Genomic DNA, 13,007 nt, shown 5'->3' on the forward strand with positions numbered 1-13,007 from the left:
TTCACTACTTTGATTCACAAACTAAAATCTCTCGCTCAAACTGTTGTTTCGTTGTAATACAGCGATCCTTTATATGAAGACCAATCGATTCTAACCGATCATCCATAGATTCGATTGTGACAATGATTACCCGCCTAGCAATTCTTTTCGCATGCTTTAATATGGTCAGTTGCTCCTCCCATGAGGCATGAGTATATAAATTATAAGGTAAATCGATAATTGCTACGTCATAGGCTTCCTCTATGTCTTGAATAGCCCCCTTCTCTACCTGTCCAGTTAGCCCAAAATAAGCCAGATTTTCTCTAGATCCTATACAAACTAAGGGATTAATATCTCTTCCTACAATATCGATATCCATAGATCTCGCTTCTACTAGGACAGTTCCAATTCCACAGCACGGGTCGATTGCTCGTACGCCGGAAGGATGAGGAACGGCTATATTAGCTACAGCTCTAGCTACTCTCGTACTTAGGGCAGTAGAATATTCTTTTGGTTTTTTTATATGATTAAACCAAATAGGTTCACTCTTTGTATAAGTACCAAAATACCATCGCTGTTGGTATGGAGCTATTGCAAAGAATTGTTCTGGATTATGAAGGTCAAAATCTCCCTTCATCTCTGATCCAATAGCTCGTTCAATGTGGAGACGCTCCTTGTTTTCAATCTTATCCTCACCTTGCCTATCATTTATTTTAAGAAAGATCACTTTGTTGGTCTCTCCTTCTTCACCAAATAAATGGGCAGCAGCAATAATTTCTTCTACAGTGTCCCCCTCCGCTAAGATATCCATTCTTCCCTTCATGAATGGGCTTCTACTAGGATCTATCTTTGTATCACTTTTAAGTATTTTCATGTCTGTATCGTACCCAAAAAAAGAGCGCATCTCTAGATGACAAAGAGAGCGTTCTGCATCGTTATAAGCAAATGTATAAATAAATGACGGATGATCGTTTAAATTTTTCAACGTATTACCTCCAATAATATTTTCATTATAACATGTGGTACTTTTTAAAGTCCGTTATCATAACCCAATAGTTAATTAGCATAAAAAGGAAGTATAATAAGGATTGACAGTAATTTTCAGAACTATTAGATATTTAAAAAGGGGATAAGCGAATGGAATTTGATGTAATCGTTGTAGGAGCCGGCTTAGCAGGGCTCGTGGCAACAGCTGAGTTAGTAGATGCTAGAAAGCGAGTTTTGTTATTGGATCAAGAACCGGAAAGTTCCCTAGGTGGGCAAGCCTGGTGGTCGTTTGGAGGGTTATTTCTTGTAGATTCTCCGGAGCAAAGAAGGATGGGTATTAAGGACTCCTACGAACTTGCATGGCAGGACTGGCTAGGGACAGCGGGGTTTGATGGAGATAACGAGGAAGAATACTGGGCAAAAAAATGGGCAGAGGCTTATGTACAGTTTGCCCATGAAGAAAAAAGAGACTGGCTGCATGAAAAAGGTATTCGTTTCTTTCCTGTAGTTGGATGGGCAGAACGTGGTGGATATTTAGCACAAGGACATGGCAATTCAGTTCCTCGCTTCCATATTGTATGGGGTACAGGCCCAGCAATTGTTACCCCGTTTAAAAAACAGGTACAAGGAGCAGTATCCGAGGGATTGGTTACTTATAAGCCACGTCATCAAGTGGACCGATTGTTAACTAATAATGGTCGTGTGACAGGTGTTGCCGGATCCATTTTAGTAGAAAGTGACGTTGAACGCGGACAACCAAGTTCTAGAGAGGTTATGGAAAAGTTCGAATATGTCTCCAAATCGGTAGTAGTCACAAGTGGAGGCATTGGAGCTAACCTTGAACTAGTACGTCAAAATTGGCCAGCACGTCTCGGCTCCCCTCCTAAAAACATGATTTCCGGGGTTCCAGAGTATGTAGACGGAAGAATGATGGGAATCACTGAAAAAGCAGGTGGCCGTATAGTCAATAAGGACCGAATGTGGCACTATACTGAAGGTATTAAGAATTGGAATCCAATATGGAAGGAACACGGAATTCGTATCTTGCCTGGTCCATCATCCATTTGGCTAGATGCAGAGGGTAATCGTTTTCCCGCTCCAAACTTCCCAGGCTTCGATACATTGGGTACCTTAAAAGCCATTCAAGATACTGGATATGATTATTCCTGGTTTATACTCACAGAAAAAATTATCGAGAAGGAATTTGCACTATCTGGTTCAGAGCAGAATCCTGATCTTACTGAAAAAAGCATCAAACAAGTGCTAAAACGTATTTTACCTGGGCCGACTGATCCAGTTAAGGCTTTCATGGATAAGGGTGAAGATTTTGTAGTCGCCACAACTCTACAAGAACTAGTAGCTGGGATGAATAGAATTACCGGAAATAGCCTGTTACATTACGAACATCTAGAAAAACAAATTATGGCTCGTGATCGTGAGATGGATAATAAGTTTACAAAGGATCTTCAAATCACTGCCTTAAGGGGAGCCCGTCATTATATTGGAGATAAGCTTATACGTGTAGCTGCCCCTCATAAAATATTAGATGTTAAAAATGGTCCCCTGATTGCAGTTCGTTTGAATATCTTGACTCGCAAAACACTAGGGGGTCTTCAAACAGATTTAGGCGGTCGTGTCCTTAACTCAGAAGGTAATCTCGTTCCCGGTCTTTATGCAGCTGGAGAGGTCACAGGCTTTGGTGGTGGAGGAATGCATGGCTATCGTGCTCTAGAGGGAACCTTCTTGGGAGGATGTCTGTTCACAGGAAGAGAAACAGGGAGAGCATTGGCCAAGGACTTATCCAAGTAATATAGAAAAAACTTTGACTACCGTCTGTCAAAGTTTTTCTTTTGGAAGGGAATATGCTCTTTATACTTCCTTACATAAATATTGATATATTTCATAGCCTATTTGAGAAAGTATTCTTTTGGATAGGACATCATCCTCCTTCTCCGATAGGACTGTTGCAACTAGTTTTCTATTTCCTACAAAAAATATTCCTACATCATGTCTGGTACCAGGTATCCAACCTGTTTTGTTTGCCAGTTCCCAGGCAGGCATCCCATTATTGAAGTTGGAATATGGAGAAGGAAGTTTTTCCGGCAAACAATCACGGACCTGTTGTTTTTTCATCATATCTATCATTTGCTTACTTGCTTGTTCACTAACTAGCTGTCCCTGAGCCATTTTAGATAGTAAGTTGCCGACATCCTTTGCAGCAATACGATTGGCACCATGTGGATTTGGCTCACTCAACATAAGCTTGTTATAAAATGTACTGTATTCCATACCGGCTTCCTTCATTGTTTGTTGAATATTTTCTACTCCAACTAAATCTATTAAAAGATTCGTAGCTGTATTGTCACTTTGAATAATCATCAGAAGCATGATATCTAGTAATGGTAGTGAAGTTCCTGGAGTTAAATGCTGGAGGACTCCGGACCCTCCCACATACTCATCTTTTTCCAATCTGACTAAATCGGTCAGGGACAATTGTTGACGTTCTACTGCCTGAAAAACTGCTGTCATTATTGGTACCTTAATGACACTAGCTGCATAAAACAGCTCTTGCTCATTGTGTTCCCACTTCTCTCCCGTATTCAAATCCTCTAATACAATCCCCCATGTCCCTTTGGAAGGTTTAATCAACTTTTGAACTTTACCTATTAGCTCCTCCACTATCCATCCTCCTCTAGTCATTCTCTTTGTTTTATTATAGACTATTATAAGATTTATTTTTAGAAAATTCGAATTTATGGAGAGCATGTGCATGACACAACTTTTTCTATTACAAAAAGTCATTGATTATATAGACGAACATATTAAAGATGATATAAATACCGAAAGCCTTGCAAAGCTTATCAGCTATTCCCCTTTTCATTTTTCTCGTATTTTCCATCAGACTACTGGTTATACACCAATGGATTATGTGCAAAAAAGGAAGCTACAATTTGCCTTAGTTGACTTACTGAAGGAGAAAAGAATTATAGATATAGCATTAGAATATGGGTTTGAAACACATGCAGGCTTTACTAAATCATTTAAACGCTGCTTTGGGAGTCCCCCTAGCTTATATAAGATGCACTGCCCCATTTCGGTTCCACAAAGACTATGTTTAGAGAGCCTTATACAAAAGAAAACTGGGGGAGTAGTTCTTCAGCCTAAAATCATTTCTAAGCCCCCTTTTAGGGTAGCAGGTAAGACGTTTGAAACACGGATGGGAAATATAGCCTTTACGAGAGATGCCCCCGCCTTTTGGAATCAACGAATACTCTCTGAGGAATCCATTGAAACTACTCTATATAACCTCTTAACACCTAAAAAGCACGGAGAATATTGTTTTAATCTTAGTGCACCAGAGTCAGAAGATCATTTCACCTATTTATTTGCGGTGAATTTTGACGAGGGCACAACAGTACCTGAAGGAATCCTTAAATTTACCGTTAAGGCCACCACTTATGCAGTTTTCAAAACACCTCTTGTACCGGTAGAGCAATTTGTTTCCTCTATCAAAGGTACTTGGCAATATATTTTAGAAGACTGGCTACCTGATTCCCAATATGAAGTCGATGAAGACAGCTATGACTTTGAATATTATGATGAACACTGCCATGATTGGGAGTACGACAAAGTTTATATGGAGATTTACCTTCCTATTAAAGAAAAATGATAGAAACTTTAATTTAATAGATAAGCTACTGCTTTTTTCGAATTACCACTATTACCGCACCCCCTTCTTTAGAAGAGAACGGTAAAAAAATAGAACTGGACTTAAAATAAGCGCACTTACTATAATTGCAGTCTTAATAGTAAGGGTTGTGGCAATATACCCAATAACAGGTCCACCGCTTATTTGCCCAACTGCATCCACCTGCCCTTTTACAGAGAAAAATGTTGCCCGAGTAGAAGAGTCAGGTATGATTTTATTTAACCAAATGTCCTCTAATGGGGACATTACCTTCCGACTAACTTGGATTATTACATAGCAAATAAACAAACCAATAATATAGCTCGAAAATGCAAAGCCTATTAATGCTACCACTATACTGGAGCAACCAATAAAAAGAGCGATATATATTCGGTGCAATTCTTGATAAATCGTACTTTTATTTAAAAAGTGAAGCAACATATATGACAGCAGCACGACAACTAATTGAATTCCTCCAGTTAATAGCACCAGTCGTTCATTGGACAAGGTAGTTATTTTAGCCATTTCTAATAGATGAGGAAGCCACAGACGATCAAAACCTTCACTATAAAAACCTATAAACAGAGCGATTAGAAATAGCATACGAAGTATAAAGCTAGTTCTGGAGAAAAGAATGATTTTCTCCAAGTTCTCTTTCATTGTCTCCCATGCACCAATTCTTTCGCTTCTTTTCAAAGGTTTAAAATGATCCTCTTTCATAAATATTATTAGTAAAACAGCTAAACCAATCATACATAATCCTCCTACTATAATCGGTAGATGGATTAGGTACGAGCCGATTAATACGCTTAACGGAATGGCAACTAATTGGCCTAGGTTTCCAGCCTTAGCTCCTCTCATATATGCAGATGAGGCCTTTTCTTCTCCTATTTCATCAGCTATCCAGGCTTGCAATGACCCGCTAGTAAAGGTATACCCTATCCCCCATGCCACTTGAGCCAATAAAACCGTAATAAAAAAAGGAAACAAGCCTTCTAATAAAAAACCAACTCCTATTAGAAAGTAACCAATGATAACGGATAGCTTCCGGCTCTTTAAATCAGACATGATACCAGTTGGAATTTCAAAGAGAAATACGGTTAACTCCAACACAGTTCCCACTAAAACTAGTTGCAACGGATCCAGCTTAACAACGCTTACTTGATACAACAAACTGACTGTAAATATAAAAGTAAAAAATAATTGCGATAGAAAGCAAATATAAATATACAGCCGATATGGGTCCTTTAAACTACTCATTTACCTCACCTCTCCACTTGATTATAAAAAGAGAAGCAGTCTACGACTTATCCAAATTTGCTATATTGACTAACTTTTTTTATGTTATAGTGAAAGAACAATTAAATAATGTGTAGATTTAGGTGTTCTTTTAATTACAAAAGAACTTAAAAGGGAAGTTCGGTGAAAGACCGACGCTGTCCCGCAACTGTAAATGTGAGCAATACTTTATAAACCACTGTATGTATCGATACTACGGGAAGGAAGGTAACGCAATGACCATGAGCCAGGAGACCTGCCTATTTCAAGTACACACCACGACCCTACGAGGATAGGAGGTGCTAAGTGCAACTATGACAAGCAAAGCTTGAAAATACTGCCGTACGAAAAGACATACTAAAATCCACTGGAGTGAACAGACTCCTTATTTAATCGTGGTTTTTATTTGTTTCCTAGCGTACTGACTATTAAATCATACTAACCAAGCATCCTCTTTTATAAAAAAGAGGATGCTTTTTATGTTAAAAACGAAAGGATTTTGGAAATGAGAAAAGAGATTTTTATGGAGCAATTTAAGCAAGTATTAATGACAAACCAGGTTGCAAGTACCTCGATATCTCTACAGTCTACCTTTGAGGAAATGAAAAAAGAAATTGAGCTTAACTCAGTATGGAGTATAGAAGAAAGAAATCTTTTTCTTCACCACTTAAATGTTGCACACCGTCAGATTAAACAAGAGATTGCTGGAATAAAGCAGGAATAAATAAAATACATATGTCAGTCAATTTCATAAATAGAGCTTTACCGATTAACACGAACATTTTATCCGTATTGATTGTAGCGACAGACGGCGACTCCTACGGGATAAGTGAGACAGATAGACATCACAACCACGCGCGTAAGCGATGGGTGATGGCTTATCGCTCACCCCGCGGAAAGCATCCGTCAGAGCGGAAGCAATTATGCTTCTACACATATAAAAGCATATATAAATCATTGTTTTCTACTATTTGTTCGTGTTTTGCTTTTTAAATATGAATTATGAAATTGACACTTAAAATAATTAAAAAAGCGAACCAATGACGTTAGTCATTTGGTTCGCTAATTACTATAGATCTTGATAATCCCTTTGATATTTACCGCCATCTTTAACCTCTGAATGATACAAAGCCTTTAGAGCAAAGCTTTTTTCTAAATCATGCTCCTTCATTACTTCCTTCAATCTTTTAGCTAAATCAGGACTGAACTTAACAAGCTCTTCCATTTTAGATTTTGAATATTGCATTACATTACCTCCCCACTATCATTGTTTATACAGTATAGCACTTTGTATTAAAGACATACGAAAATTTCAGTTTAGGCTAATTAAAATTGGCTCACTCCAACTCCTAAAATAGACAATCACATTTTTTCCATTTTCGCATAAATTAATTTGACAATTCAAATAATATGAGTTAACCTATTGAACAAATGTTTCCTTAAGGAAAATAATTATCTCGCATGAAATTTATATTTTTTTATTCTAAAAGTTTCCCGCGGGAAATAATTTATAACAAAGGAAAAGGAGTGTAGTAAATGAAAAAAATATTTTTATTATTTTTTGCTATGGTTTTATTGGCTGGATGTAATGACAAAAACAATGGGAAGGCTGAAGTTGATAAGCCACTAGTAGTTACAACTACAGGTCAAGTTGCTGATGCCGTAAAGAGGATTGCCGGGGATATGGTAGAAGTTAAATCCTTGATGGGACCAGGAGTAGACCCGCATCTTTACAAGGCCACTCAAGGTGATTTACAAGTATTAGAGGACGCGGATATCATTTTTTACAATGGGCTAGAGCTTGAAGGAAAAATGAGTGATATTTTTGAGAAGATGAAAAAAGAGAAATCGGTAGTTGCCATTGGAGAAGTAGTTCCAAAGGAGAGAATTTTAAATGACGAAGCTCATCCTGAACTATTTGATCCCCATATTTGGTTTGATATAGATGTGTGGAAGATTGCAACTCAGGAAATCACCAAAACACTTACAAAAGAATTCTCTACTAACGAAGAGCAATTTAAGGAAAATGAAATTAAGTTTTTTCAAGAACTAGATGAGCTAAATGAATGGACGAAAGAACGTATTATTGAAATACCAAAGGAGCAGCGAGTGCTTGTTACTGCCCATGATGCATTTAACTACTTTGGTGAAAGTAATGGAATGGAAGTCAGAGGTTTACAAGGTCTTAGCACAGATGCCGAGTATGGATTAAAGGATATACAGAACGTCGTAAACTTCTTAGTAGAGCAAAATATTAAAGCAGTATTTATTGAATCCAGCGTTTCTGATAAAGCCATGAATGCTGTCATTGAAGGTGCAAAGGAAAAAGGACACACGATACAAATTGGAGGAGAGCTTTACTCGGATGCCATGGGTGCTGAAGGAACAGAGGAAGGAACTTATATAGGAATGTATAAGCATAATGTCAACACAATAGTTGATTCACTTAAATAGGAGGTAGCAAAATGAACGCATTACAGGTAAAGGATTTATCTGTAGCTTATGAGGAAAAGATAGTTTTAAGCGAAATTAACCTAACTATTCCCAAGGGACAGATTACTGGGATTGTTGGACCAAACGGAGCTGGTAAATCTACACTGATTAAAGCGGTGTTAAATCAGCTTCCCAATAAAACAGGTACCGTTTCTATATTAGAGCAACCACTTAATCCAAAAGATCTCCTTGTAGGGTATGTCCCTCAAAGAAATGCTGTAGATTGGGACTTCCCAACTAATGCTTTAGACGTTGTCTTAATGGGAAGATACGGTCATATTGGATCTATTAAAAGACCATCTGCTAAGGATAAGGAAATAGCTTTAAGCTGCTTAAAGAATGTGGGAATGGAAGCTTTCACAGATCGTTCCATCGGTCAACTATCTGGCGGACAACAACAGCGTGTCTTCCTCGCTAGGGCTCTCGCACAAGAAGCAGAGGTTTACTTTATGGATGAACCATTTGTGGGAGTAGATGCAGCCACAGAGCGAACTATTATTTCCATTTTAAAAAAGTTAAAATCTCAAGGAAAATCAGTCTTTGTAGTTCATCACGACCTCCAGACAGCAGCTGACTATTTTGATTGGATTGTTTTACTAAATCAAACAATTATAGCCTCAGGTCCTACCGTTCTTACGTTTACACCAGATAATCTGCAGGAAGCATATGGTGGTAAATTATTCTTCATGGACCAAGCAAGCTCGGGTAAAACTGCTGAAGAGGTGAAAAACTAATGTTGACAGGTAACCTTCTTTGGGTACTCGCAGGAGCTATTCTTTTAGGGATAGCAGCAGGTTTAAATGGAACGTTTGCCTTTCTCCAAAAGCAAAGCTTGGTCGGAGATGCTGCAGCGCATGCAGCACTCCCTGGCATTGCGCTTGCCTATCTTATTTTTGAAAAAAAAGATTTGCCTATTCTCATGTTAGGTGCTGCTATTACAGCTGCCCTTTCTGTTTATATGATTCAATGGATTGTCAGTCACTCCAAGCTAAAGGCGGATGCTGCAATTGGGCTCATCCTCTCTGTATTTTTTGGGATTGGTATTGTTTTAATAACAATCGTTAATCAGAGTGGTACTGGCAACCAAAGTGGGTTAAATGATTTTATCTTTGGAAAGGCTGCAACAATGGCAAAAAGTGATCTCATTTGGTTGTCTAGCAGCGCTATATTAATCATCCTCATGTGCTTGCTTTTCTTTAAGGAATGGAAGCTTATGATTTTTGATCCTATTTTCGCAAAGGGTATTGGCTTACCAGTGGAGCGGCTGCGCATTCTATTGACGGCTTTAACAGTTCTGACAATCGTAACCGGTATTCAGGCAGTAGGCGTTATTTTAATGGCAGCCATGCTAATCATCCCAGCAGCTGCAGCAAGATTTTGGTCTAGCCATCTAGGTATAATTTTGGTTACTAGTGCTTTTTTTGGAGCACTCTCTGGAGCATTAGGCACTATGATAAGCTCTCTCCGCATAGGTTTGTCTACTGGTCCTATTATCGTCTTAGTAGCAGCTACTCTGTTTAGCCTATCCTACTTTTTTGCACCTAATAGAGGGCTTATTTCTAAGCTTCATAAAAAGCGTGCGTTTAAAAGGCAGCGCATTGTAAATGAGGTGACTACCCATGAATGAGTTTTGGGTTTTATTAACCGGATCGCTTGTAGGAATAACGTGTGGCTTAACAGGCGTTTTCCTTATTCTTAGAAAGACAGCCATGATAGCTGATGCTATAAGTCATACAGTATTATTTGGAATTGTAGTGGCCTTTATGATTACCCAATCCTTAAACGGGGCTTGGATGCTAATTGGGGCTGCCCTTGCTGGTTTACTGACTACCTTTCTAGTGCAACTCCTTCAATCAGGTGGATTGCAAGAGGATGCCGCTATTGGAGTAGTTTTCACTTCTCTTTTTGCCTTAGGCGTATTACTAATCACCTTATTCGCTGGCAATGTACATTTAGATGTGGAACATGTGCTGATGGGAGAAATTGCATTTGTCCCTTGGGATACATGGAGTATTTTAGGCATTGAAATGCCTAAAGCAGTTTGGATGCTAATGTTTGTACTATTACTTAATATCGCTTTCCTTGTTTTATTTTATAAAGAGATTAAATTGTCTACGTTTGATCCTGTTTTCGCTTTATCAATAGGCGTGCCTATTATTGGTATGCATTACTCTTACATGACTCTTGTCTCCCTTACTACTGTCGCTGCATTTGATAGTGTGGGTGCAGTTCTAGTAGTTGCTATGCTTATTGGACCTCCTGCTACAGCCTATTTAATGAGTAAAAGTGTAAGAGGAATGATTATTTGGAGTATGACATTCGGTATCACTGCAGCTATTACTGGATACTACTTAGCAAAGCTTTGGAACACCTCCATCGCTGGTATGATGGCAGCGATGATTGGTGTGCTTTTCATGCTTGTGTTTTTATTTAAGCCTCATGATGGCTTGGTTTCAAAAGCTGTTAAGCGACGCCGAGGAAATGGTTTAAAAGCATTTTCTAGATAGTACTCTCTCACCTTTTGTTTCCCCTTTCGTTTGTTATAATACAAGGAAGGACAAAACAAAAGGTGATCATATGCATAAAACAATTGGAATTTTAGCACATGTTGATGCAGGGAAAACTACATTTTCGGAGCAATTGCTCTTTCATACAAACTCAATAAGACAACGGGGTAGGGTCGATCATAAAGACTCCTTCCTTGATAGCCATACGATAGAGAAAGATAGAGGCATCACCATCTTTGCTGACCAGGGTGTCTTTTCCTATAATAACTCCACTTATTATATTATTGATACTCCTGGTCACGTTGATTTTTCTCCGGAAATGGAACGTGCTATTCAGGTCATGGACTATGCCATTGTATTAATAAGTGCTGTAGATGGAGTCGAAGGACATACTGAGACAGTTTGGCAGCTGCTCCGCAAGCATAAAATACCTACCTTCTTTTTTATCAACAAAATCGATTACGAAGATAGTGATCCTACTGCAGTTCTCCAGGAGATTAAAGCAAGTCTAAGTAAGGATGTTTGCCACCTAACTACTGGCTATACGGAGGAATTGATTGAATTTATTGCTGAGCGAGATGAGGCTCTTATAGAAGCCTACATGGATAATAGGTTCACTGAACAGCTATGGACAACAAAGTTCAAGCAAATGATTAAGGAATGTACCGTATTTCCTTGTGCATTCGGATCAGCCTTAAAGGATATTGGAGTATCAGAGTTTTTGGAAGCTATTGATAAACTTACGGAAACAAACTATAACTCCAGCCAAAATTTTACCGCTCAGGTATACAGGATTCGTCACGACGAAAGTGGAAATCGCGTAACCTTTCTAAAGTTGTTAAGTGGAAAGCTGAAAGTAAGAGATGAGGTAACTATCGGAGACGCATTAGAGAAGATAACTCAGATACGTCAATATAGTGGCAGCAAATTTAAAACAATAGATGAGGTAAAAGCAGGTGAACTAGTAGCTGTGACAGGATTAACAGTTGCCTCTATTGGAGATACAATTGGTGCTATTCATCATAAGACCCATTTCGATTTAATACCTACCTTAAAATCAAAGGTCGTCTTTGATCCTTCTATACATGTTAAAGAAGTACTAAAATCTTTTAGACTTTTAGACGCGGAAGACCCTTCTCTACAAGTTTTTTGGGATGAGTATTTTCAAGAGGTACACGTACACGTTATGGGGGTCATTCAGCTCGAGGTGCTCGCTCAAATCGTTAAAGAGCGTTTCCAAATGGATGTGACGTTTGGGGAGCCTAAAATTTTATATAAAGAAACGATTGAGGAGTCTGTCAAAGGCTACGGTCATTTTGAGCCATTGAAGCATTATGCTGAGGTACACCTTTTAATCGAACCTGCAGAGCGGGGTTCTGGAGTTACCTTCCACAATGTGTGTCATGCCAATGATTTGTCTATAGGTAACCAAAACCTAGTAAGGCATCACCTTTTAGAAAAAGATCATCATGGACTACTGACTGGCTCTGCATTGACAGACGTTAAGATTACTTTGCTGACAGGACGCGGACATAATGAACATACCTCTGGAGGTGACTTTAGAGAAGCTACTTACCGAGCATTACGACAAGGATTAGAGAAGGCAAAAAATGTTCTGTTAGAGCCTTTTTATGATTTCAAAATTAAAGTGGAGATGGATTTAATCGGAAGAGTTTTATCGGATATTCAGCAGGCACATGGGACATTTGAGTCGCCTGAAAATATTGGCGATAAGGTTATCATAAAGGGAAGAGTGCCTGTTGCTACTTTTATGAATTATAGTACTACCTTTGCATCCTATACTCACGGGAAAGGAACGTTGAACCTATTGTTTAGTGGATATGACCGTTGTCATAACCAAGAACATATAGTTGAAAGAATCGGATACAACAAAGACGCGGATCCGGAATACACCTCAACCTCTATCTTTTGTGCCAAGGGTACTGGATATAAGGTACCCTGGGATGAAGCAGAAAAGGCAATGCATTGCTTATAAAAGGAAAGGGTGCATGAAATTTAATTCATGCACCTTTAATGGGAATTATTGATAAAAAGATGCGTTATCTCGTTAGAAG

At 38.6% G+C, this 13,007-nt stretch carries 12 protein-coding genes and 1 riboswitch; of the genes, 8 read left to right on the top strand and 4 right to left on the bottom strand.

What is annotated here, in order from left to right; genetic code table 11:
- Positions 1 to 4: 4 nt before the first annotated feature.
- Positions 5 to 964: an RNA methyltransferase gene (locus tag MKY09_RS18800; protein ID WP_342567307.1), complete on the bottom strand. Its 960-nt coding sequence runs from the start codon at positions 962 to 964 to the stop codon at positions 5 to 7.
- 152 nt (positions 965 to 1,116) lie between these two features.
- On the opposite strand from MKY09_RS18800, the gene MKY09_RS18805 reads away from it, so the two are divergent.
- On the top strand, positions 1,117 to 2,775 hold the full coding sequence (locus tag MKY09_RS18805) for an FAD-binding dehydrogenase (RefSeq protein ID WP_342567308.1): 1,659 nt from the start codon (positions 1,117 to 1,119) through the stop codon (positions 2,773 to 2,775).
- 60 nt (positions 2,776 to 2,835) lie between these two features.
- Here the strand turns inward: MKY09_RS18805 and MKY09_RS18810 are convergent, their stop codons facing one another.
- Positions 2,836 to 3,645 (bottom strand): serine hydrolase, encoded by an 810-nt coding sequence (locus MKY09_RS18810; protein WP_342567309.1) that lies wholly within the window; start codon positions 3,643 to 3,645, stop codon positions 2,836 to 2,838.
- A 91-nt stretch (positions 3,646 to 3,736) separates the two neighbouring features.
- On the opposite strand from MKY09_RS18810, the gene MKY09_RS18815 reads away from it, so the two are divergent.
- Positions 3,737 to 4,636 carry an AraC family transcriptional regulator gene (locus MKY09_RS18815; RefSeq protein WP_342567310.1) on the top strand — a complete coding sequence of 300 codons (900 nt, stop codon included), beginning with the start codon at positions 3,737 to 3,739 and terminating at the stop codon, positions 4,634 to 4,636.
- Between the two features lie 51 nt (positions 4,637 to 4,687).
- Here MKY09_RS18815 and MKY09_RS18820 read toward each other — a convergent pair whose 3' ends face one another.
- Positions 4,688 to 5,914: an MFS transporter gene (locus MKY09_RS18820; protein WP_342567311.1), complete on the bottom strand. Its 1,227-nt coding sequence runs from the start codon at positions 5,912 to 5,914 to the stop codon at positions 4,688 to 4,690.
- Between the two features lie 103 nt (positions 5,915 to 6,017).
- Positions 6,018 to 6,211: riboswitch (cobalamin riboswitch) on the top strand.
- 226 nt (positions 6,212 to 6,437) lie between these two features.
- Between MKY09_RS18820 and MKY09_RS18825 the strand changes: the two genes are divergently transcribed.
- Positions 6,438 to 6,656 (top strand): hypothetical protein, encoded by a 219-nt coding sequence (locus MKY09_RS18825; protein ID WP_298466791.1) that lies wholly within the window; start codon positions 6,438 to 6,440, stop codon positions 6,654 to 6,656.
- Between the two features lie 345 nt (positions 6,657 to 7,001).
- Here MKY09_RS18825 and MKY09_RS18830 read toward each other — a convergent pair whose 3' ends face one another.
- Entirely contained in the window at positions 7,002 to 7,178 is a 177-nt protein-coding gene (locus tag MKY09_RS18830) for a hypothetical protein (protein ID WP_169361273.1), read from the bottom strand.
- A gap of 290 nt (positions 7,179 to 7,468) precedes the next feature.
- On the opposite strand from MKY09_RS18830, the gene MKY09_RS18835 reads away from it, so the two are divergent.
- From MKY09_RS18835 to MKY09_RS18855, 5 genes are all read left to right on the top strand, one after another.
- The gene (locus MKY09_RS18835; protein WP_342567312.1) at positions 7,469 to 8,386 is read left to right on the top strand and encodes a zinc ABC transporter substrate-binding protein; all 918 of its coding nucleotides are present in this window, start codon (positions 7,469 to 7,471) and stop codon (positions 8,384 to 8,386) included.
- An 11-nt stretch (positions 8,387 to 8,397) separates the two neighbouring features.
- The gene (locus tag MKY09_RS18840) at positions 8,398 to 9,159 is read left to right on the top strand and encodes a metal ABC transporter ATP-binding protein (protein ID WP_342567313.1); all 762 of its coding nucleotides are present in this window, start codon (positions 8,398 to 8,400) and stop codon (positions 9,157 to 9,159) included.
- Positions 9,159 to 10,052, top strand: a complete 894-nt coding sequence (locus tag MKY09_RS18845; RefSeq protein WP_342567314.1) for a metal ABC transporter permease — start codon at positions 9,159 to 9,161, stop codon at positions 10,050 to 10,052. Before MKY09_RS18840 ends, MKY09_RS18845 begins: the two co-directional genes overlap by 1 nt.
- Positions 10,045 to 10,932 carry a metal ABC transporter permease gene (locus MKY09_RS18850; protein WP_169361277.1) on the top strand — a complete coding sequence of 296 codons (888 nt, stop codon included), beginning with the start codon at positions 10,045 to 10,047 and terminating at the stop codon, positions 10,930 to 10,932. Before MKY09_RS18845 ends, MKY09_RS18850 begins: the two co-directional genes overlap by 8 nt.
- 70 nt (positions 10,933 to 11,002) lie before the next feature.
- The gene (locus MKY09_RS18855; protein WP_169361278.1) at positions 11,003 to 12,928 is read left to right on the top strand and encodes a TetM/TetW/TetO/TetS family tetracycline resistance ribosomal protection protein; all 1,926 of its coding nucleotides are present in this window, start codon (positions 11,003 to 11,005) and stop codon (positions 12,926 to 12,928) included.
- The last annotated feature ends 79 nt before the right edge of the window (positions 12,929 to 13,007 follow it).

Origin of the sequence: Psychrobacillus sp. FSL K6-4046 (assembly GCF_038624605.1) — a bacterium.
In the GTDB taxonomy this organism is placed as follows: domain Bacteria; phylum Bacillota; class Bacilli; order Bacillales_A; family Planococcaceae; genus Psychrobacillus.